This is a genomic window from Janthinobacterium sp. 1L-D-8-B-C4 (assembly GCF_057291295.1).
This window is the reverse complement of the sequence record NZ_JBXAVX010000002.1, coordinates 335,850-356,049: the sequence shown is the minus strand read 5'-3', so window position 1 is coordinate 356,049 and position 20,200 is coordinate 335,850. Positions and strand designations below refer to the sequence as shown.

Genomic DNA, 20,200 nt, shown 5'->3' with positions numbered 1-20,200 from the left:
CGGTTTACTTGCACACAGGACACAGATATAGTCTAGGCAACAAATTAGTGCAGACCTGATTGGAGCATTTAAGCATGAACTCATCTTATACCCGTCCCCTCAGGCCTGTAATCCTTGTCGTGGACGACACGCCGGATAATCTTCTGTTGATGGCCAACTTGCTCAAGGATAGTTATACGGTCAAAGCAGCGAATAACGGCGAGAAAGCACTGCGCATCGCGCGCGATGCACCGCCGCCCGACCTCATCCTGCTTGACATCATGATGCCTGGCATGAGCGGGTACGAGGTGGCGCAGGCACTGCAGGCCGACCCGGACACGCGCGACATTCCTATCATCTTCCTGACCGCCATGGCCTCCAGCGAGGACGAGACGCACGGCTTGGAATTGGGCGCGGCCGACTACATCACCAAGCCGATCAGCCCGCCCGTGGTGCTGGCGCGAGTGCGCACCCAGCTCAAGGTCAAGGACGCGGCCGACTTCCTGCGCGACAAGAACGACTACCTGGAACAGGAAGTCCAGCGACGCACGCGCGAGCTGGGCGCGATCCAGGACGTCACGATCCACGCCATGGCCTCGCTGGCCGAGACGCGCGACAACGAGACCGGCAACCACATCCGCCGCACCCAGCACTACGTCAAGCTGCTGGCCGAACACCTGCGCGAGCATCCGCGCTTCCGCGCTTTTCTCGACCCCGACACCATCAAGCTGCTGTTCAAGTCGGCGCCATTGCACGACATTGGCAAGATCGGCATCCCCGACCGCATCCTGCTTAAGCCTGGCCGCTTCGAACCCGAGGAATTCGAGATCATGAAGACCCACACCACGCTCGGGCGCGACGCCATCGCCCACGCCGAGCAACAGCTGGGCATGGACGTCGACTTCCTGCGCCTGGCCAAGGAGATCGCCTACTCACACCAGGAAAAATGGGATGGCAGCGGCTACCCCGAAGGCCTTGCCGGCGACGCCATCCCGATTTCGGCGCGCCTGATGGCGGTGGCCGACGTCTATGACGCCCTGATCAGTCGCCGCGTCTACAAGGAAGGCATGCCGCATGAAAAGGCAGTGCAGATCATCGCCGAGGGGCGCGGCTCGCACTTCGATCCCGACGTCTGCGACGCCTTCCTGGCCAACCTGCCCGCCTTCCAGCAGATCGCCGCGCGCTACGCCGACAGCGACCAGGACATGGCCAAGCAAGCTGCCGCCATCGCACACACCCTGCCTGCACAGTGAGCGTCAGCATGCGTTCGCCCCTGGCTTATCTTGAACGGCTGCGCCTGCGCCAGAAGCTTGCGGCCGGCTTTTGCGCAGTGCTGCTGCTGGCTCTGGCGCTGGGGCTGCAAAGCCTGCGCACCCAAGACCAGTTGAGCAGCGACATGCAGCGCCTGCTCAGCGAGGGCATGATCGGCATCGTGCAGGTCAAGGAGGCCCGCATCCAGCTCAACCGCTTCGAGCTAATGCTGCACAAGGTGGCCAACGCCCCGGACCCTGTTGCCGTCGACAAGGCGCTCGAACAGCTCGACAAGACGCGCGAGCAGCTGCACTTTGCCGTCGACGAGGCCCGCGCCACCCTGCTGCGCATCGACAACCAGCAACGCCATAACGTCTTTGAAAGCATGCTGGCGCGCGCCGAGCGCATCGCCGACGAGGCAATCGAACTGGCGCGGCTGCACCGCAACGCCGAAGCCAACAGCCTGCTCAACAGCGAGCGCTTCCAGCACGCGATGCGCACCGCCGACCGGCAGATGGCCGAGATCGCCGCCGTGAAGGATTCCAACGCCCGCAGCACCATCTACCAGATTCGCCAATTCGCCCTCACCAGCAGCACCCTCACGTACGCCCTGCTGATCGGTGGCCTGGCGGTGGCTCTGCTATGCGCCTGGTGGATCAGCATCTCGATCCGGCGCCCGGTCAACCGCCTGCGCGAGGCGGTCGATGCGCTGGCCGCCGGCCAGCTCGACAGCGTGATTCCGCACACTGACTACCAGAACGAAACGGGCGACCTGGCCCGCGCCATCGCCAAGTTGCAGGTCGAATCGCGCCAGCTCGACATGCAGCGCTGGATCAAGTCGCAGGAAGCCTCGATCCAGGCCGAACTGCAGCAGGCGGCCAGCCTGGACCAGGCCGCGCAGCGCCTGTTGACACTACTCGCGCCGCTGGTGCAGGCTGGCCAGGGCGCGCTCTACCTGCTTGACGAAGACGCCGCCGCATTGCGCCTGGCCGCCAGCTACGCCGCCGATCCGGACCATCCGCTGGCGCCGCAACTGGCGCTGGGCAGTGGCCTGCTGGGCCAGTGCGCGCAGGACCGCCAGCCGCTCCGACTCGACGCCCTGCCGGAAGACTACGCGCAGATTCACTCGCAGCTGGGGCGGTCGCGCCCACGCTACCTGCAGGTGCTGCCACTGCTGAACGGCGAGCGCCTGATGGGCGTGCTGGAGCTGGCCGGCTTCGACGCTCCCAGCGAATCGGGCCGGGTGCTGATGGACGAGCTGCTGCCCAAACTGGCGATGTCGCTGGAAATCAAGGCACGCAGCCACGCGGTGCAGGCCATGGCGATCGAACTCGAAGCGCAGCAGGTGGTGCTGAAAGCCACCGAGGCCTGGTATCGCAGCATTATCGAGGCCGCGCCGGACGGCATGCTGGTGATCGACGCGAACGGCCTGATCCTGATGACCAACCCGCAGCTCGACCAGCTGTTCGGCTACCAGGCCGGCGAGCTGGTCGGCCTGCCGATCGAAATTCTGGTGCCGCCGGAGGCACACGGGCGCCATGTCGGCTCGCGTGACGGCTTCATCGCGCACGGCACGGCTCGCCAGATGGGCACGGTCGGCGCCGACCTGCACGGCCAACGCAAGGACGGCAGCCGCTTCTCTGTCGAGATCGGCCTGTCGCGGCTGCCGGCCATCGCCGAACGCGGCGTTTGCGTGTGCGCCTCGGTGCGCGACATCAGCGACCGCAAACTGGCCGAGGCCGAGGTGCTGCGCGCCAAGGAGATCGCCGAGGATGCCACGCGCGCCAAGAGCGACTTCCTGGCCAATATGAGCCACGAGATCCGCACGCCGATGAACGCCATCATCGGCATGAGCCACCTGGCACTGCGTACCGATCTCGATAAAAAACAGCGCAACTACATCGAAAAGGTGCACCGCTCGGCGGAGAACCTGCTGGGCATCATCAATGACATCCTCGACTTCTCCAAGATCGAAGCGGGCAAGATGAGCATCGAGCAGGTCCCGTTCCGGCTCGAGGACGTGCTGGAGAACTTCGCCAACATGATCGGCCTGAAGGCCGAGGACAAAGGCCTGGAGCTGCTGTTCGCCACCTCGGCCGATCTGCCGACCGCACTGGTGGGTGATGCGCTGCGGCTGGGACAGGTGCTGGTCAACCTCGGCAACAACGCCGCCAAGTTCACCGAACGCGGCGAGATCGTGGTCGGGATCGAACTGGCGGAAGACGCCGGCGATCAAGTCGAGCTGCACTTCCGGGTGCGCGACAGCGGCATCGGCATGACGGCCGAGCAGTGCGAACGCCTGTTCCAGTCGTTCAGCCAGGCCGATAGCTCGACCACGCGCAAATACGGCGGCACCGGGCTGGGCCTGGCCATCTCCAAGAAACTGGTGGAGCTGATGGAGGGCCGGATCTGGGTCGAAAGCGCGCCGGGCCATGGCTCGACCTTCCACTTCAACGCCCGTTTCGGGCGCCAGACCGAGGTGCAGCCGCGCCGCATGTTCCATGCCGACGAGCTGCTCGGCCTGCGCGTGCTGGTGGTGGACGACAATGCCAGCGCGCGCGAAATCCTGTCGACCATGGCTCGCAGTTTCGGCTTGGAAGTTGACCTGGCCGACAGCGGCCACAGCGCGCTGCGCACCATGGTCGAGGCCGAGCGCAAGGGCCTGCCCTACGATCTGGTACTGCTGGACTGGCGCATGCCGGGCATGGACGGCGTCGAGACGCTGCAGCGCATGCAGAGCGGCGCCGTGACCCACATCCCGTCGGTCATCATGGTGACGGCCTTCGGCCGGGATGATGCCCAGGAAGCGGCCGCACGCCAGCAGATGGCGCTGCCGGCCGTGCTGACCAAGCCAGTCACTCCGTCCACACTGCTTGAAGCGATCGGCGAGGTACTGGGCAAGGGCGTGGTGGCCGAAACGCGCCAGGCGGAGCGACAGGACCGCAGCGCGGCCGACCAGGCCCGCATGGCCGGCGCCCGACTGCTGCTGGCCGAGGACAACGACATGAACCAGGAACTGGCGCGCGAGCTGCTGGAAAGCGCCGGCATCGTACTTACCATCGTAGGCGACGGGCAACAGGCGCTGGACCTGCTCGCCCATGCCGGGACCGCCGCCTTCGACGGCGTGCTGATGGACTGCCAGATGCCGGTGATGGATGGCTACGAAGCCACCCGCCGCCTGCGCGCCCACCCCCGCTACGCGCAGCTGCCGATCATCGCCATGACTGCCAACGCCATGGCCGGCGACCGCGAAATGGCGCTGGCGGCCGGCATGAACGACCACATCTCCAAGCCGCTAAACGTCGCCGCCATGTTCGCCACCATGAGCAAGTGGATCCGCCCCGAGCAGCCGGCCGGAGTAGCACCCCCGGCGCGGCAGCCCGATGCCGAAAACAAAATGGCCGCCGACGCCCTGCCTCCGCAGCTCCCGGGCATCGACCAGCGCGCCGGCCTGGCGACCAGCATGGGCCGGCAGGACCTTTACCTGCGCATGCTGGTGCGCTTCCGCGACGGCCACGCCAGACTGCGGGAGGATTTCGAAGCGGCACGGCAAAGCGACGACCCCACAGCGGCAGCGCGGGTCGCCCATACCTTGCGCGGCACCGCCGGCAACGTCGGCGCCAAAGGCGTGGCGGCGACAGCCACCGCGCTGGAACTGGCATGCAAAGCCGGCGTAGCCGAAGCCGAACTGGCCGCGTTGCTGACGGCGGTCGACAATGAACTGGCGCCGGTGCTGTCCGGCCTGGCCGCACTGGGCAACTGCACTGCAGCGTCTCAAGACACTCCGGCCGGGGCCATCGCAGCGGCTCCCGCCCTGCCGCCGGACGCGGCCGCCACACTTGCCCAGTTGCGCAAGCTGCTGGCCGACAGCGACACCGCCGCGCTGGACGTGTTGGAGACATTGGAATCGCAAGCCGCCGGCCACCCGCTGGCGCGACAGCTGCGCAAGGTCAGCCAGGCAATTGAACGTTTCGACTTCGACGCCGCGCTCGAAGCGCTTGACGCCGTGGTCCAGCCAGCCTGACAAGCAAGGCCGCCGCGCGATTCGCCTCAGGCCGGGGGCGGCGCCGACAGCAGGCTGACGATCAGGGTGGTGCTCTGGAGCTCGTCATCGACGGCGAAGGCCACCTCGCCGTACTGCGCTCGCGCCAGCAGGCGTGCCGAATACGTGCCAAGGCCGGTGCCGCCGGACTTACCGTCGGTGACGAACTTGTCGAAGAAGCGTTCGCGTATCGGTTCCGGGATCACACCCTTGTTGACGATCTCGATGCGCAGCGGGCTTCCGGCGTACAGCGTGGCGATGACGCGGGTGCGCTCGGGCGCTGCCTCGCAGGCGTTCCTGATCAGATTATTCAGCAGCGAATAGGTCAGCATGGCATCGCCCAGCGCCAGCGGGGCATCGGTGCCGACATCGAAATCGGTGTCGACCGCCAGCACCAGCTGCTTGCCCGCGTAAGTGGCGCGCGCCGTCTCCACCACCCGCCGCAGCATGTCGCTGATGGGCAGCGGCGCTGCATGGAGCACGTATTTTCCCGTCTCGATCTTGTACAGCTCGGTTGAAAGGTTGACCATGTCGGTCACCTGCAGCATGGCTTGCTCGGCGAGCCGCAAATGCTCAAGCTGTCGGCGGTCCAGGTCGGAGGCATCAATCAGCGACTGCACGATGCCGATGGCGCCGGCCAGCGGCCCTTTGAGGTCGTGCCGCGTCATGGCCTCGACGTCATCGCGCAGGCGGGCGATAGCCAGCATATTATCGTAGTCGGTCTGCAAGTGACGCCGCAACTCGACGTAGCGCATGAAGTTGTCGACCCGAAGCTTGAGCTGGACCGGGTCGATTGGCTTGGTAATGAAGTCCACCGCACCCAACTCCATGCCCTGCAGGCGCGCGGCGTCGTCAGTCAGGGCTGTGACGAAGATGATGGGCACGTTTTCCGCGCCGGGATGCTGGCGCATACGGCGCGCCACTTCAAACCCGTCCATGCCAGGCATCATCACGTCCAACAGCACCAGGTCGGGTGGCGTGTCGCTGCAGCACAGAGACAACGCTTTCTCGCCGTTGTGCGCTGCCTTGATGCGGTAGCGGCCCTTGAACAGGTTGGCCAGCACGTACAAGTTGTCGGCAGTGTCGTCGACCAGGAGCAAAGTGGGCGGCAACGGTTGCGGTGGTGGCAAATGAACCGCAGCCGGTGGCATGATGCCCCCATCCACGGTGACGGCAACGAGCGGCGCGTCGATGTTCGTGTCCGGCACTGGTGGTGCAACCTGGTGCGCCATCGCGCGCTTGATGCTGATGGCCAGCCGCCCCGCAGTGTAGGGTTTGACCAGCAGGTCGCTGACACCGCTGCTGATGGCCGTTTCGATGCGGCTGCGCTCGGCCTCGGCGGTGATCATGATGAACGGCATGTGCATATGGCGCGGACTGGAGCGTATCATCTGCAGCAGGGCGATGCCGGTCAACGCCGGCATATTCCAGTCGGAAATCACCAAGTGATAACGCTTGCGCTCAATCATGCGCCAGGCTTCGGCTCCATCGGATGCGAGCTCCACCGAACCATAGCCAAGCGAGGCCAGTTGGCCAGCCGTGACCTTGCGCATTGTTTCGACATCATCGACCACCAGTATTCTCAGCACTTGTGCCATGTCTCCCCCATGTCCGGCCTGCTACGTTGTGTAGCAGACCGTTTCATTTATTATGCGGCATTTTTTTGCCGATTTGGAGCGAAAGCACTTCAACCTATTGTTGTCATGTTATGAGGCACGAACAACAAATGGTATGACACGAAAAAATGGTGACAATCCTGCTTGTTCGCGCTAGCAGCTGGTGGCGTGTTACCCACGATTTACGAGAGTGCAAGCGGATAGGACTGTTCCTCAGCGAAATGCCAGGAAAAGCTAGCCATCATCAAAAGCGATCAATCGATGGAATATGGTATCACCGTGCAGGCTGACGGAATATTTCACCTGAAGCTTAAGAGCAGCAATCACTCCAGCATTTTCACTTCAATACGCTTGGCAGGGATGAAAATGTGTTCATCGGTTCGCTTGGTGGAAACGACTTCTACCTCAATAGCCATGAACGTCGGATTCTGGCCCAAGCTGTGTAAAAACGTGAAAAATCCGAGAACAAAAAAGTCCTCCTTTCAAAATGGGTGCTACGCAATTTTCTCAAAGTTGTGAAGGGTAACCCTACCCACGAAATTTCTAATTTTATGTTTTTATACACCCTGGGCCGAAGGTAGACGCTCATAAGGGCCCAATGTAGGAGGTTGTGGCTCCCAGAACAAGCAACCAACTTTATTAGGCTCACCAGGCTGCACCCGCCATCATTCGCCAGCACCTAACAACCTCAGCGGCCGAACCTCGGCAAGCGCAATTTCGACTTCGACACCATCCTCTTGGCGTATCCATGCCCGCCCTTCTCCACCGGGACGGCACCCGAGCAACAGAATACACTCATGCTGCTGGTGCATCACCACCACACCGCTACAGCGCCAGCGGCGGTGGCCCGTGGCGCCGTGAGCGGCCGCCACATCGACGGCCTCCTGCGTGACACGATCTGCGCTAACCTCTTCAACGGCGGGCGGCTCTTCCTGCCCAAATTTCTCGCCCAGGAACGCCCGGAGCAGCTTGACAGTGCGGCGCGTGATTTCTGGCTCGCCCTCGCCCAGCCAGGCCGATACCGCATCCGGATGCGCCTTGTAGGCCGTCACCAGTTCATTGACGGTGGTCACATCGCGCACCCTGCCCTGGTTGAACGCGAGGGCGACCGGCTCGGGCAAGTCCAGCAGGGCCGCGTGCTGCGTGACGAAGGCGGGCGATTTGCTGATATTGCTGGCTATCTGACCTCGCTTGATCCCCTTCGACAGTTCGCGGCCGATGTAGTTGGCGATCTCCCGCGCCGTCAACTCGTTGCGCTGCAGGTTTTCAACCACCTGGTCGGTCGCGCTGTAGTCGTCGTCGATAAAGCCGGGAATCGTTGCCACCTGCACCAGCCGTGAGGCGCGGTAGCGGCGCGCGCCATGGTTGATGATGTAGCGCCCGGGCTTGTCGGGATGGTGACGCACGGAGATCGGCGTCTTGACGCCGCGCAAGCGGATAGAGGCGCCCAGTTCTGCCAGACTGTGCGCCGTAAAGCCTGGATTGGCGGCCGAGCGCGGCTGCCCGGGATCTTCATCGATATGGTCGAGCGGCAGCGCCAGCGGCCGGCCCTCCATCTCGGGTCCACTGCCTTGTTTCAGCTGCGCACTCACCTTTTTCATCGTGGCGCCTCCGTATCGCCATATGCGACGTACCAGGTCAGGTAGCAAAAGAAGGCAAAGTGCAGCAGTAGCGCCCAGCCGGCATGCATACCAGGTGCATCCCATAGCACCAATGTGCGCAGCAACTGGAACAGCACATCGCACGTCATGATGAAGCGCAGCGCTGGCCAGCACAGCACGACGATGACCCACAGGATTTTACGTAGGCTGGGCCTCGCTGGCGGCCCTGCGGGCACCGACGGCGATTTTTCCTTTCCAGGAGCGGATGGAAACTGGATGATGTCTGCCATGTTTCGACTCTTTCGCGTCTGGCCTGCTGCACCGTGCAGCTGATACGCCGACAGTGCCATCGTCGCCCCGCTAGTTGTCGGCGGCTTTGATGCAAAGCAAACTAGCGTTCCGCTATCGAAGCAATTTTTAGCAGCTAAAGGCCGTTTGAGCGCTCCTCGCGTGCACGTGCCACACAGGGATGCACGCAGCCTTGATCCAGTCGGCATCGCATGAGAAATCCTGTTGAATCGCAGTTTCCGGCGTCGGATACTGGGCTCAGGAATTCGAAATAATGATTGTTACCAGACAGGATTCACGCTGACTGAAGGAGGGCTTCCATCATGGGCATTCGTCCACTCACCACCACCGACCTGCTGACGCCAGGCCGGGTCTTGATCAAGCGCCGCCAGTTGCTGCAGAAAGTGCCGCTCTGCGAGCGCACGATACTGGATATGGAAAAACGCGGCGGCTTCCCCAAGCGCTTTACTATCACGTCGCGCCTTGTCGCGTGGGACTTGGCCGAGGTCGATGCGTGGATCGCCGCGCAGCAAAGCGCAGCCTTGCCAGGGTGCGCTCCGGGTGCGAAAAAAAGCACGTCCTAGCCTGCCACGTCGGCACGCGGACACTAGCTGGCGGTCCACGCATCGATCATGTCTGCCCATTCCTGCAGCATGCCGCGCCGCTGCTCCGCGTATTCCGCTTTGTTATACACGGCCCTGACGCCCTTCTGTTCGTGCGCCAGGCATTTCTCGATCCAGTCCGTGTTGTAGCCCGCCTCGTGCAGCAGAGTCGAGGCGGTACGGCGCAAGTCATGCGGCGAAAAGCCGTCCAGCGTGCAGCCGTCATCGGCGGCGTTCTTGACCACGGAAACCAGCACCGCGTTCAGAGTCGCGCCATTCATCGGTCGGTCAGGGTCGTACCTGGACGGCAGCACATAGCGGGACCCGCCGGCGCAGGTCTTGAACGCCACCAGCATATCCATGGCCTGGCGCGAAAGATAGACGTTATGCGGATTGCGTCTTTTCATGCGCGCGCCAGGGATCGTCCACAGCGCATGCTCGAAGTCGATCTCCGACCAGGTGGCATCGGTCAGTTCCGATTTGCGCACCAGGGTCAGCAGCAGCATCTTGCACGCCAGGCGTACCGTGGCGGCGCACTGAGTGCGGTCCAGATACTTGTAGAACAATTTGATCTCCGCCGGCGTCAAGGTGCGGTCACGCGGCTCGAAGGTTGCGATCGACGATGGCGGCACGCGATCGGCCGGGTTAGGATGCTTTTCCCCGCGCGCTTCGGCATACCTGAAGACCATCATCACGATCTCGCGCGCGTGCACCGCCACCGCCGGCGCCTGACGTGCAACGATGCGGTCGCACAGTTCGCGCAGCATCTGATCGCTGATTTCCGATAGCAGCAAGGAGCCAAATGCTCCTTTCAGGTCACGCTCATAGGTCCAGCGGCGCATGGCGCGCGTTGATTCTGCCATCTTGTATTTGTCGAGCCAGCGTTCGGCCCAGACAGAAAACGGTTCCTGTGCCTTGTGCCGCCGGATGCTCTCTTCCTTCGTGCGCGCCGGCGACACGCCTGCGGCCACGGCCTTGCGCGCCTCGGCAAGCGCTTCGCGCGCCTCACGCAAGCTCATGCCACCAACCCCATACCGGCCCAGCGTGACGGTCTCCTGGCGTCCGTTAACGCGATAGTTATAGCGGAAGGAAATGCCGCCGGACGCCGCCACCATCGCATACAGTCCGTCCCGGTCCGCCACCTTGTAGGGCTGCCCGGTGCCCTTGATATTTTTGAGCTTTGCATCTGTCAGCATATTTGCCTCCAAACGTATACCATCAAACCGACGAAATAATCAATAAAATCAGTAACTTGCATGCGGTTTTAGACGCTGACTCGATCGCATGAATGGAGCTAAAACCGGCAAAAGTACCATCAACGATTCCGGCGTTTCCCAGACTTGGAAAAACCAATAAAAACAAGGGCTTACCGCGCTGTATACCATCACGTATACCATCAAGGCCCAACTGCGCCTGATGGTATACGTATCTCCATAGCATCATCCCAAGAACGCCATACCATCTTGAGTACCATCAAAAGAACCTGCTCGGCGTTACCTGAGGTTGCCTGACAATGCGCCCCAAAATGAAAAAACCCCTGAAAAATCAGGGGTTTGTGTTGATCGTCCTACCCGGCTTTGCCAGCGGCTGCCAGACGGGAGATCATTCCCACTCAATCGTCGCCGGCGGCTTGCCCGAAATATCGTATACCACGCGGTTGATGCCGCGCACTTCGTTGATGATGCGGTTCGAGACCTTGCCCAGCAGCGCGTGCGGCAGGTGCGCCCAGTGGGCGGTCATGAAGTCTTGCGTTTGCACTGCGCGCAAGGCCACTACCCATTCGTAGGTGCGGCCGTCGCCCATCACGCCCACCGATTTGACCGGCAGGAACACGGCGAAGGCCTGGCTGGTCGCTTCGTACCAGTTGGTTGGCACGCTGTCCTGGTCGAAGCCGGGCACCACCACTGGCTCGTACGGCGTATTGCGCAGCTCTTCGATGAAGATGGCGTCGGCGCGGCGCAGCAGGTCGGCGTAGTCTTTCTTGACTTCGCCCAGGATGCGCACGCCCAGGCCCGGGCCCGGGAACGGGTGGCGATACACCATGTCGTGCGGCAGGCCCAGGGCCACGCCGAGCTTGCGCACTTCGTCCTTGAACAGTTCGCGCAATGGCTCCAGCAGTTTGAGTTTCATGGTGTCCGGCAGGCCGCCCACGTTGTGGTGGCTCTTGATGGTCTGGCCTTTCTTGCCCTTGCCGGCCGATTCGATCACGTCGGGGTAAATCGTGCCTTGGGCCAGCCATTTGGCGTTCACCAGCTTGCCCGATTCGACCTGGAACACTTCGACGAATTCGCGGCCGATGATCTTGCGTTTCTGCTCGGGATCGGAAACGCCAGCCAGGTGGCCCATGAACTGGTCTTCCGCATCGACGCGGATGACTTTGACGCCCAGGTTCTTGGCGAACATGTCCATCACCATCTTGCCTTCGTCCAGGCGCAGCAGGCCATGGTCGACGAACACGCAGGTCAGCTGGTCGCCGATCGCGCGGTGGATCAGGGCAGCCGCCACGGACGAATCGACGCCGCCCGACAAGCCCAGGATAACGTCGTCGGTACCCACTTGCGCGCGGATTTTTTCGACCGCTTCGCTGATATAGTCGGGCATGTTCCAGTCCGATTTGCAGCCGCAGATTTCATGCACGAAACGGCCGATCATGGCCTTGCCCTGCACCGTGTGCGTCACTTCCGGGTGGAACTGCACGCCGTAGAACTGGCGCTCTTCGTCGGCCATGGCGGCGATCGGGCAGCTCGGGGTATTGCCCATCAGCTTGAAGCCGGCCGGCATTTCCAGCACCTTGTCGCCGTGGCTCATCCACACTTTCAGCATGCCGTGGCCTTCGTCGGTGACGAAGTCGGCAATACCGTTCAACAATTTGGTATGGCTGCGGGCGCGCACTTCAGCGTAGCCGAATTCACGCACCAGGCCGTTTTCAACCTTGCCGCCCAACTGGGCCGCCATGGTCTGCATGCCGTAGCAGATGCCAAGCACGGGCACGCCAAGCTCGAACACGGCTTGCGGCGCGCGTGGCGAATCGCCTTCCAGCGTGGAATTGTGGCTGCCCGACAGGATCACGCCGGCCGCGCCATAGTTGCGCACGAATTCTTCGCTGACGTCATACGGGAACACTTCGGAGAACACGCCGGAATCGCGCACGCGGCGGGCGATCAGCTGGGTGACTTGGGAGCCGAAATCGAGAATGAGGATTTTAGAGTGCATGATGGAGGACTTTATCTGGGTTCAATTGCAAGACCGGCGCACTGGGCGCCGGTCTGATTGTCGCTATTTACTCGGAACGGTAATTCGGCGCTTCTTTCGTGATCTGCACATCGTGGACATGCGATTCGCGCATGCCGGCCGAGGTGATTTCCACGAATTCGGCTTTTTCGCGCAGCTCGTCGATGGTGGCGCAACCGCAGTAGCCCATCGATTGACGCACGCCACCCACCAGCTGGAAGATGATCGCCAGCACGCTGCCCTTGTAGGCCACGCGGCCTTCGATACCTTCAGGCACGAACTTGTCGGCCTTCATGGTGGCGTCCTGGAAGTAGCGGTCAGCCGAACCGTCCGACATCGCGCCCAGCGAACCCATGCCGCGGTACGATTTGTACGAACGGCCCTGGTACAGGATCACTTCGCCCGGCGCTTCTTCGGTGCCGGCAAACATCGAACCCATCATGACGGTCGAGGCGCCAGCGGCCAGCGCTTTCGAAATGTCGCCCGAGAAGCGGATGCCGCCGTCGGCGATACATGGCACGCCCGTGCCGGCCAGTGCTTCGGCAACGTTCGAAATGGCGGTGATTTGCGGCACGCCGACACCGGCGACGATGCGCGTGGTGCAGATCGAGCCAGGACCGATGCCGACCTTGACCGCGTCAGCGCCGTACTCGACCAGCGCCTTGGCGGCGGCGGCGGTGGCGATATTGCCGCCGATAACTTCGACTTGCGGGTACTTGGTCTTGATCCAGCGTACGCGGTCGAGGATGCCTTGCGAGTGGCCGTGGGCGGTATCGACCACCAGCACGTCAACACCGGCAGCGACCAAGAGGTCGATCCGTTCCTCATCCTTGGCGCCCACGCCGACGGCAGCGCCGACCAGCAGCTTGCCCTGGCTGTCTTTCGACGCGAACGGGTGCGAGGTCGACTTCTGGATATCCTTGACGGTGATCAGGCCGCGCAGTTCAAACGCGTCGTTGACCACCAGCACGCGCTCCAGGCGGTGCTTGTTCATCAGGCGCTTGGCTTCGGCCGTATCGGCCTCTTCGTTCACATACACCAGCTTTTCACGCGGGGTCATCTTGGCGCGCGCTTCGGCATCGAGTTCCTGCTCAAAACGCAAATCGCGGTTGGTGATGATGCCGACCACGACCTTGCCTTCGACCACCGGGAAGCCGCTGATACCGTACTGTTCGGTCAGGGCGATGACGTCGCGGATTTTCATTTCCGGCGGGATCGTGATCGGATCGCGCAGCACGCCGGCTTCGAAACGCTTGACGCGGGCTACTTCACGTGCCTGGTCTTTCGGGTTCAAGTTCTTGTGGATGATACCGATGCCGCCTTCCTGCGCCATCGCGATCGCCAGACGGGCTTCGGTCACCGTGTCCATGGCTGCGGACAGCAAGGGAATATTCAAGGTGATATTGCGGGTCAGGCGAGTTTTGAGGGACGTATCGGCGGGCAGAACGTTGGAGTAGGCTGGGACGAGCAGCACGTCATCGAATGTGAGTGCTTTTTGAAGTAGACGCATAGCATTTCCTATTGGCGCAAAAGCAGATTATACAGAAATTATCAACTTTTGTCTTGAACCATTGCAGACCACTGCGGACATAGTGAAAATGCGGCTGTTGCATTTTTCAAAAGGTCTGGAAAGGCCTGGAAATGTCTGCATTTTCGCCCTCGTTTCGCCCTCATTTCGCCCTCGTTTTTGATCGTATTTCGCGCCATGTGCCGCTTGCTTGCTGAGGTGGCGCAACGGTCGCCGGCCGCTAAGGGTGACAATAAGAGCAGGATTGTTCAAAGGACGGCAATGAGGTATAAACTTGCAGCCATCATCTTACCAGCTCTGTGTGCCTGCACTATAAATGACAGCGCTCGCAATGGCAGTGGCGACGTGATTGGCATGGACAGCTTCGCCCTCGCCGCCCGCTACGGCACGCCGGCCGGCTACCAACTCCTGGGCGACTACATGCAACTGGACTACGGGACCGACGCAGCAGGCTGCCGCCTCATCGTGCTGGTCGACCAGGATCAGCGCGTGGTCGGCTGGGCCAGCATTGGCCAGGCATGCCCGGCCCGATGATCGAGCATCTATTCAGGTGGCGCCATCATTACGAGGCATGCCTCGCCATCCAGCTTCACTCGCAATGCCGGCTCTTCCTCGCGCGTCAAACTCGATCCGTATGCTATCGCAGCATGCGCGCCTCGATCTTCGTCAACTCGCCTTCTTTGATATCGATATCAACCAGCCATCCGCCGCGCTCCAGCTGCTCGGGCCGGCTTTCGAAACTCGCGCGCAACTGCAACCCTCCTAGCTCGAATGACTCTTCCGACATCCACTCAATGTGGCAGTCGATCAGGCGGCCCTCCGGAAATGTAGAAATCTGATGGCCACGCAACTCGGCGCATGTGGCGTGGCGCTGCAGCACGGTCGAGTAGTCGTCGGCCAGTGCCAGCAGTCCACGCGAACCACCGCTGTCGCGCACCAATCTTTTCGGTAGCGCGACGCCAGATCGATACAGCTCCCTGACCCGAAATCCGACAGCGTTGCCCGGCACGTGCAGCTTGCACACCCAGGTTTGTGCGACTTCGCGCGCGTGACCGGACTCATCTCTAGTTGCCTCAATGCCGCTCAACACTATGGTCCATCCCTGAATCCGCACCAGTTTAGGCCGGACAAGCTGCGCCAGAATGCGTGGCGCACCGATCACCTGTAGGCGCGCCACTTTTGAAGGGCGTCGATTCCCCTCCAGCGTTACGTCGACCACCTGCAGCTCAAGCAGCATCGCTCCTTCTACAGCCGACGCAGGAGCTGACAGCGCGGCCCCGTCTTCTCGCCGCTTCGATGCCGAAACTTTCATCACTAGCCCCAATACACTGTACATCCATACAGTATATTGAATTGGCGCATGTTGTACAGTAAACAAATGTGCGGACGAATCGATCAGAACGAAAATCCCAGGCTCTACCTGAATAGCATCGGGTGGACAGATGCGGGTATCGACAGCCAGGCCAGCGCACGCGCTAACGTGCCGCCAGGCACTTATGTGCCGGTGCTGCATATGCAGGACGGCCAGCAGCGCGTCGATGATACATTCTGGAGCTATCGGCCAGCCTGGGCCGCTGCTGCCACGCCCGCGCCGGGCAAGAAGCGCATACCGATCGCCATCAATGCCAAAGTCGAGAAGCTGATGGGCGCCTACTGGAAGCCGCTGCTGCGCTCCGGGCGCGGCGTCGTGTGTGCATCAGGCTGGTACGAATGGACAGGTGAGAAAGGCAGCAAGCAACCTTGGCATATCCATCGCAAGGATGACGCGCCGCTGTTCCTGCTGGCCTTAGCCAACTTCGGCCCATTCAAAGAAAACCGCGAGGAGTCCGGCTTCGTGCTCGTAACGGCCGATTCGATGGGCGGCATGGTCGACATTCACGACCGACGGCCGGTGGCGGTGAGTGCCGAGGATGCGCGACGCTGGATGGACCCGGCGTTGCCTGCCGACGAAGCATCGCACTTGGCCCGCACACAGATGCTTGATGCTGAGCTGTTCGAATGGCAACCATCTTTTATTTAAAGCCGGCTTCGCATAGTTTTGACTTAGACCATACTCAGCTAGAAGCGTTATGATAAGATCATTTACTCACATGGCAGTGAATGACTGAAATACCTTCTTCGGGGATAAAATGAAGCAATCAGGACCCTCCCGGCTGGGCCAGTATGAATATCAAATTTGCGTACACCCTACCGAAACTGGGCACTACCAAGGAGTTATCGTCGTCACTGGTTGCGATGGCAAGTGCTACACACCTTCTATTCAAATCCCGACCGCTACCGCTTTAAAAACGTCGCATGCCGCCGAAATCGAGGCCTCCGCTATGGCCGTCTATCTGATTCACACCGGAGGAATTGCAGCTCTTTTATCAGGCGCCGAATCCGGAAAGCCGTTATCCACCACGCAGCCAGAGCTGCTTAAAGTGGTGGGCAACGCCTAGTCAGTCACTCCATGCGCGCGCACGAACGCCTGGCACGCTCGGGCGGTCGCGGCCACCTCCTCCGTCTGCAGGATCAGGGCTTGAATATCTCTCGCCACCGCATCAGGAAGTAGCCCACCGGTGGAATCGGCTGCAGGGCCGCTTGCGGTGCCACCGGTATCGGCCGGGGCGGCAGGTCCTGAACTTGCACAGAAGGCTGGACGGCGCATGCGCTCAGCAGCAAGACGAGCGCGAACATTGTTGATTTCTTCATCGTACACTTTCGTAATGGCCAGCGCTGTGGCGGCCTGTTGTTTGGCTTGCGCCAGGTTCTCGGCAACGCGTCGCGCCACCGCCTTCGTTTCTGCCTGAGCGCGGGCGGCCTTGTCAGCGTCCCATAGCGCCTGTACGACCGCCCTGCCCTGAACGGCGCCATGGCCATGCAGATACGCACCGCCGACTGCAGCGCCCGCCAACAGGGCGACAGTGAGGTACAGCCAGCCGGGCAGCTTGGCCAGCGCGTTCACGACAGCACCTTTTGCGCCACCTTGAAAAACGCCAAGCGCTCGGCCAGGCCGTTCGTTCCGCCGTTGATACGGCGCGTCACCGCCACCTGGTCGCCGGCGTCTGCCAGTGTATTCAGTCCACGCGACTGCCAGAACCAGCCGGCGCTGCGGCAGGCGTTGACGGTTTGCTCGAGCAGAGCGGGCTGGGCCAGCAGATCCAGGTCCAGCGCTTTGCCACAGGCGGCGTAGTTCGTGCGGCCGGTCACCTGGATCAGGCCGCGCCCACGAAAGCGCACGCCGTCGCCGGGCTGCGTGTTGCCTAAATCCTTGCGACCCTCGTAAGCTGCGCCGCTGGCAAGCTCGCGCACGTACACCAGTTGGCCGGATTCGTGCGCCAGCTGGGCCAGGAAGGAGGCCTGGCGCGCCGGGGTGTTGATGCCGAACTCGGCCATGGTGGCATTGAGCGCGGGCAAAAAAATACCTGCTTTGGTGCGGGCATTGGGCATGATGGTGATGAGTTGCTGCAAGGTCAGGTTCATGGCAGGCTTTCAGGTGGTGGTGATGGTGGGCCGCCGAAGCGGCTAAGTTTGGCCAGGCCCGCAGCCAGGTAGGCTTCAAGTACTCGAGCACCGCCGAATCCGGCCAGCGGGATCAAGCCCGCCTGCAGCAGGATCGGCACTTCCTGCCAGGCGCACAGGAAATACGTGACCAGGCCGGCCAGCAGCGACAGCAGTAGGTCGCTCGACACTTCCAGCGGCACGGACTTGATGGTGATGGTCGGGCTGGCGATCTTGCGCAGCGTCGCCGCGGCGCCGCCGATCAGGGCCAGCACCACAGCAACGGCCACTGCCGCCGGCGGGATGCTCGACAGGTCACTGCCGAACGTGGCCTGCGCCGCAGCAGCGCCGGCGCTCCAGAAGCAGCCGAGCCATACCCAGCAGATTTTCTTCAATTGCAGACTGTCGAGCATTGGTTGTCCTTGTTGCGTTGGTGGGCGTCGATGAACGCAATGAACATGATCGTGGCGGCATTCCACAGGTAATAGGCCAAGAGGCCACCGCTGCGCAGGTTGAAAAACTCGACATAGAGCTGGGCGATGTAGCAAAACGCCAAGGCGGCCAGAATGTAATGCCGCTGGCGCCGGCCAATGCGCCAGTGGAAGCGCTCGGGCATAAAATCATTGATGATGGCGTCGAGCATCGCAATGGCGCCGACGACCATCAGCATCCAGATCAGCACGGCGCCGTCGCGCGTCGAGGCCACCAAGTGCATCAGCGAGCGCGGATCGGTCATTGCCACGTACCAGGTCACGATCGCGTTGCCGCCGACGTACATGCGAAAGACGGAGCCGGCGCGGTCGACGCCGGTGTGTGGGGCGCGCATCACGCCACCTTGACAATAATGCGGGCGCGGCCATCTTCCTCGATGGCGATCACCTTGCCGACGGCATTGGCATACTGGACCATCGACATGTCTACCAAGTGCATGGCGGCGCCGGCAATACCCTCGCTATCCTGCACAGGCACGATGTATTGGCCGGGCGTGGCGCCCTGAACGTTGACAGGCACCTGGCCGGCGAAGGCAATGCGGTCGACCGTCTTGCGCCGCTGCTCCAGGGCGACATCGAATGCGACAAGCGCGGCAGCATGGTCCGCCTCTTTAACAGCCCAGGTGCTATCCGTATCGTCCTCGCCGCGCTGCGGGGCACCTGGTCGCGCGCCCAGGCCTTGCGCCCACGAGTCGCCGCCGACCATGCACGGATTGGTCGATTTGACCATGAAGGCAATGGCGCTGGCCCACTTGTCGGTCAGTTGGCCAGCGGCATCGATGCCGACGATCTTGCCGGGAACAATGGTGCCGCACAGCGGCGCTTTGATGAGATATTCGGCATAGTCGGCGCCACCGGCATTAATCGTGCCGCCAACATTGATGCTACGCCCCGTCGCATTATTCCGGATCAGATTGAGCACCGTCGCGGCCGCATTACCCGGCGGACCACTCGCTACGTAGAAATCCGCACAGTAGGCCAGTGTCAGCAGCTCCGTGCCCTCCGGCGTGTTGTACCGGGCGAGCACGCTCTGCAGCGCGGCGCCGTCATAACCAGCAGTCAACCTGTCAGACCGGATGGTTTTAGCGGAAATAGTACTTGTGCTGGTCACTGGTCCTGTCAGCGTGCCGCCGGTCAGCGGCAACCCGTTATACGGCCCAGCCGCAAATGCATCCCACATCTGATTCAATACCTCGACAACATTTTTCATGCCCGCAGTAAATTTGATGGCCATTGTTATATCCCTTCGATTTGGAGTGGTGCAGCATAGGTTTCGTAATACGGTGTACTGACTGCATCGAGATTGGCCACGCGTCCATACAGCATGTGGTCTTGCTCCAGCAGCGAGTCAGGGTCTTCCGGGAACAGGCTGAACAGCAAAGGCCGAACCGGGCCGCACTCGCGCAGGATGCGCATCAGCCGCGCCCGGTCAGGCGGCGTCAGGTGAGCCAGGCTGATTGCCAGTTTGTCGCTGGTCGTGCCCACTGCTGTCTTGGCGGTGCCGGCGGCCGTGCGGTAGACCTCGGTCGTATCCTGCAGTTGCAGGCTGGCGCCATACTCGGCATTGTTCTCGGGTGACCAGTAATTGCCTACAACCAGGCGCGACGCCTCGACGTAGCCCTCTGGTAGATCGAGGCAATAGAATTCAACCACCAGCCGGCGTAGGAATACCGGAGCGAACCACGCCACAGCATCAGCGCCGCCACCGCGCGCCCAAGTATTCGTCCCGCCCCACGTGTAGGCATTCCAGCCCAACGGCACCTCTCCGAATGGGTATGAGCCGAGCGGCGCTTCGGGGCATGGCATCATCCAGCCGGTGTCGATTGCCGGCACTACGTCGCCTGGCTGACTAAATCCGCGCACCCGCATACGTGCACTGCTGGTCATGTTGGTAAAAATCAGCGCCACGCAGGCGATCGCCTCCTGCGTGGGCCACGTTGCGGTGATGGTTTGGGATGTACCCATGCCGCGCAGCACAGCACCCTTGCGGTCGGTCTGCAGATTGGTCGGTCCCATCGTGCCGGCTTGGCTTGATGCGGTCAGCACAGCCCGGTCGGCGGCGTTGTCATGGATGATGCGTAAATTTGGCAT

At 61.9% G+C, this 20,200-nt stretch carries 19 protein-coding genes; 6 read left to right on the top strand and 13 right to left on the bottom strand.

The window, feature by feature from the left end:
* Nucleotides 1–74 precede the first annotated feature (74 nt).
* Together AC0Z42_RS04795 and AC0Z42_RS04790 are read left to right on the top strand one after the other, a co-directional pair.
* Entirely contained in the window at nt 75–1,232 is a 1,158-nt protein-coding gene (locus tag AC0Z42_RS04795) for a response regulator (protein ID WP_485467098.1), read from the top strand.
* An 8-nt stretch (nt 1,233–1,240) separates the two neighbouring features.
* A complete protein-coding gene (locus tag AC0Z42_RS04790; protein WP_485467097.1) occupies nt 1,241–5,254 on the top strand; it encodes a response regulator in 4,014 nt (1,337 codons plus the stop codon).
* A gap of 26 nt (nt 5,255–5,280) precedes the next feature.
* Here AC0Z42_RS04790 and AC0Z42_RS04785 read toward each other — a convergent pair whose 3' ends face one another.
* The 3 genes from AC0Z42_RS04785 to kleE form a co-directional block, all read right to left on the bottom strand.
* Nucleotides 5,281–6,870 carry an ATP-binding response regulator gene (locus AC0Z42_RS04785; protein ID WP_485467096.1) on the bottom strand — a complete coding sequence of 530 codons (1,590 nt, stop codon included), beginning with the start codon at nt 6,868–6,870 and terminating at the stop codon, nt 5,281–5,283.
* Nucleotides 6,871–7,553: 683 nt separating this feature from the next.
* Entirely contained in the window at nt 7,554–8,489 is a 936-nt protein-coding gene (locus AC0Z42_RS04780) for a ParB/RepB/Spo0J family partition protein (protein WP_485467095.1), read from the bottom strand.
* Nucleotides 8,486–8,779 carry a KleE stable inheritance protein gene (gene kleE / locus AC0Z42_RS04775; RefSeq protein WP_485467094.1) on the bottom strand — a complete coding sequence of 98 codons (294 nt, stop codon included), beginning with the start codon at nt 8,777–8,779 and terminating at the stop codon, nt 8,486–8,488. The genes AC0Z42_RS04780 and kleE overlap by 4 nt, the downstream gene beginning before the upstream one ends.
* Nucleotides 8,780–9,100: 321 nt before the next feature.
* On the opposite strand from kleE, the gene AC0Z42_RS04770 reads away from it, so the two are divergent.
* Complete coding sequence (locus AC0Z42_RS04770; protein ID WP_485467093.1) at nt 9,101–9,361, top strand: helix-turn-helix transcriptional regulator; 261 nt, start codon at nt 9,101–9,103, stop codon at nt 9,359–9,361.
* A 23-nt stretch (nt 9,362–9,384) separates the two neighbouring features.
* On the opposite strand, the gene AC0Z42_RS04765 is transcribed toward AC0Z42_RS04770, so the two are convergent.
* The 3 genes from AC0Z42_RS04765 to guaB form a co-directional block, all read right to left on the bottom strand.
* Entirely contained in the window at nt 9,385–10,575 is a 1,191-nt protein-coding gene (locus AC0Z42_RS04765) for a tyrosine-type recombinase/integrase (RefSeq protein WP_485467092.1), read from the bottom strand.
* Between the two features lie 406 nt (nt 10,576–10,981).
* On the bottom strand, nt 10,982–12,592 hold the full coding sequence (guaA, locus tag AC0Z42_RS04760; RefSeq protein ID WP_485467091.1) for a glutamine-hydrolyzing GMP synthase: 1,611 nt from the start codon (nt 12,590–12,592) through the stop codon (nt 10,982–10,984).
* A 67-nt stretch (nt 12,593–12,659) separates the two neighbouring features.
* Complete coding sequence (gene guaB / locus AC0Z42_RS04755) at nt 12,660–14,120, bottom strand: IMP dehydrogenase (protein WP_485467090.1); 1,461 nt, start codon at nt 14,118–14,120, stop codon at nt 12,660–12,662.
* A gap of 372 nt (nt 14,121–14,492) precedes the next feature.
* Here guaB and AC0Z42_RS04750 point away from each other — a divergent pair, with 372 nt between their 5' ends.
* Nucleotides 14,493–14,672 carry a hypothetical protein gene (locus AC0Z42_RS04750; protein ID WP_485467089.1) on the top strand — a complete coding sequence of 60 codons (180 nt, stop codon included), beginning with the start codon at nt 14,493–14,495 and terminating at the stop codon, nt 14,670–14,672.
* Nucleotides 14,673–14,775: 103 nt separating this feature from the next.
* Here AC0Z42_RS04750 and AC0Z42_RS04745 read toward each other — a convergent pair whose 3' ends face one another.
* Nucleotides 14,776–15,375 (bottom strand): hypothetical protein, encoded by a 600-nt coding sequence (locus AC0Z42_RS04745; RefSeq protein WP_485467088.1) that lies wholly within the window; start codon nt 15,373–15,375, stop codon nt 14,776–14,778.
* Between the two features lie 123 nt (nt 15,376–15,498).
* On the opposite strand from AC0Z42_RS04745, the gene AC0Z42_RS04740 reads away from it, so the two are divergent.
* Nucleotides 15,499–16,158, top strand: coding sequence for an SOS response-associated peptidase family protein (locus AC0Z42_RS04740; RefSeq protein ID WP_485467087.1), 660 nt, complete (start codon nt 15,499–15,501; stop codon nt 16,156–16,158).
* A 109-nt stretch (nt 16,159–16,267) separates the two neighbouring features.
* On the top strand, nt 16,268–16,576 hold the full coding sequence (locus tag AC0Z42_RS04735; RefSeq protein ID WP_485467086.1) for a hypothetical protein: 309 nt from the start codon (nt 16,268–16,270) through the stop codon (nt 16,574–16,576).
* On the opposite strand, the gene AC0Z42_RS04730 is transcribed toward AC0Z42_RS04735, so the two are convergent.
* From AC0Z42_RS04730 to AC0Z42_RS04705, 6 genes are read right to left on the bottom strand one after another with little or no spacing between them, the layout of a single operon-like run.
* The gene (locus AC0Z42_RS04730) at nt 16,573–17,082 is read right to left on the bottom strand and encodes a hypothetical protein (protein ID WP_485467085.1); all 510 of its coding nucleotides are present in this window, start codon (nt 17,080–17,082) and stop codon (nt 16,573–16,575) included. The two genes, AC0Z42_RS04735 and AC0Z42_RS04730, sit on opposite strands and share 4 nt — an antisense overlap.
* A complete protein-coding gene (locus AC0Z42_RS04725; protein WP_485467084.1) occupies nt 17,079–17,600 on the bottom strand; it encodes a glycoside hydrolase family 19 protein in 522 nt (173 codons plus the stop codon). Before AC0Z42_RS04725 ends, AC0Z42_RS04730 begins: the two co-directional genes overlap by 4 nt.
* Nucleotides 17,597–18,031: a phage holin family protein gene (locus AC0Z42_RS04720; protein WP_485467083.1), complete on the bottom strand. Its 435-nt coding sequence runs from the start codon at nt 18,029–18,031 to the stop codon at nt 17,597–17,599. The genes AC0Z42_RS04725 and AC0Z42_RS04720 overlap by 4 nt, the downstream gene beginning before the upstream one ends.
* Nucleotides 18,010–18,447 (bottom strand): hypothetical protein, encoded by a 438-nt coding sequence (locus AC0Z42_RS04715; protein ID WP_485467082.1) that lies wholly within the window; start codon nt 18,445–18,447, stop codon nt 18,010–18,012. The genes AC0Z42_RS04720 and AC0Z42_RS04715 overlap by 22 nt, the downstream gene beginning before the upstream one ends.
* Nucleotides 18,444–19,343, bottom strand: a complete 900-nt coding sequence (locus AC0Z42_RS04710; protein WP_485467081.1) for a hypothetical protein — start codon at nt 19,341–19,343, stop codon at nt 18,444–18,446. The genes AC0Z42_RS04715 and AC0Z42_RS04710 overlap by 4 nt, the downstream gene beginning before the upstream one ends.
* Before the next feature lie 2 nt (nt 19,344–19,345).
* Nucleotides 19,346–20,200: a hypothetical protein gene (locus AC0Z42_RS04705; protein ID WP_485467080.1), complete on the bottom strand. Its 855-nt coding sequence runs from the start codon at nt 20,198–20,200 to the stop codon at nt 19,346–19,348.

What these genes read in the sequence shown, in the direction of transcription:
- AC0Z42_RS04795 (WP_485467098.1), top strand. Translation starts at nt 75, where the DNA reads ATGAACTCATCTTATACCCGTCCCCTCAGGCCTGTAATCCTTGTCGTG.
- AC0Z42_RS04790 (WP_485467097.1), top strand. Translation starts at nt 1,241, where the DNA reads ATGCGTTCGCCCCTGGCTTATCTTGAACGGCTGCGCCTGCGCCAGAAG.
- AC0Z42_RS04785 (WP_485467096.1), bottom strand. Translation starts at nt 6,870, where the DNA reads ATGGCACAAGTGCTGAGAATACTGGTGGTCGATGATGTCGAAACAATG.
- AC0Z42_RS04780 (WP_485467095.1), bottom strand. Translation starts at nt 8,489, where the DNA reads ATGAAAAAGGTGAGTGCGCAGCTGAAACAAGGCAGTGGACCCGAGATG.
- kleE (WP_485467094.1), bottom strand. Translation starts at nt 8,779, where the DNA reads ATGGCAGACATCATCCAGTTTCCATCCGCTCCTGGAAAGGAAAAATCG.
- AC0Z42_RS04770 (WP_485467093.1), top strand. Translation starts at nt 9,101, where the DNA reads ATGGGCATTCGTCCACTCACCACCACCGACCTGCTGACGCCAGGCCGG.
- AC0Z42_RS04765 (WP_485467092.1), bottom strand. Translation starts at nt 10,575, where the DNA reads ATGCTGACAGATGCAAAGCTCAAAAATATCAAGGGCACCGGGCAGCCC.
- guaA (WP_485467091.1), bottom strand. Translation starts at nt 12,592, where the DNA reads ATGCACTCTAAAATCCTCATTCTCGATTTCGGCTCCCAAGTCACCCAG.
- guaB (WP_485467090.1), bottom strand. Translation starts at nt 14,120, where the DNA reads ATGCGTCTACTTCAAAAAGCACTCACATTCGATGACGTGCTGCTCGTC.
- AC0Z42_RS04750 (WP_485467089.1), top strand. Translation starts at nt 14,493, where the DNA reads ATGGACAGCTTCGCCCTCGCCGCCCGCTACGGCACGCCGGCCGGCTAC.
- AC0Z42_RS04745 (WP_485467088.1), bottom strand. Translation starts at nt 15,375, where the DNA reads ATGCTGCTTGAGCTGCAGGTGGTCGACGTAACGCTGGAGGGGAATCGA.
- AC0Z42_RS04740 (WP_485467087.1), top strand. Translation starts at nt 15,499, where the DNA reads ATGTTGTACAGTAAACAAATGTGCGGACGAATCGATCAGAACGAAAAT.
- AC0Z42_RS04735 (WP_485467086.1), top strand. Translation starts at nt 16,268, where the DNA reads ATGAAGCAATCAGGACCCTCCCGGCTGGGCCAGTATGAATATCAAATT.
- AC0Z42_RS04725 (WP_485467084.1), bottom strand. Translation starts at nt 17,600, where the DNA reads ATGAACCTGACCTTGCAGCAACTCATCACCATCATGCCCAATGCCCGC.
- AC0Z42_RS04720 (WP_485467083.1), bottom strand. Translation starts at nt 18,031, where the DNA reads ATGCTCGACAGTCTGCAATTGAAGAAAATCTGCTGGGTATGGCTCGGC.
- AC0Z42_RS04710 (WP_485467081.1), bottom strand. Translation starts at nt 19,343, where the DNA reads ATGGCCATCAAATTTACTGCGGGCATGAAAAATGTTGTCGAGGTATTG.
- AC0Z42_RS04705 (WP_485467080.1), bottom strand. Translation starts at nt 20,200, where the DNA reads ATGCCAAATTTACGCATCATCCATGACAACGCCGCCGACCGGGCTGTG.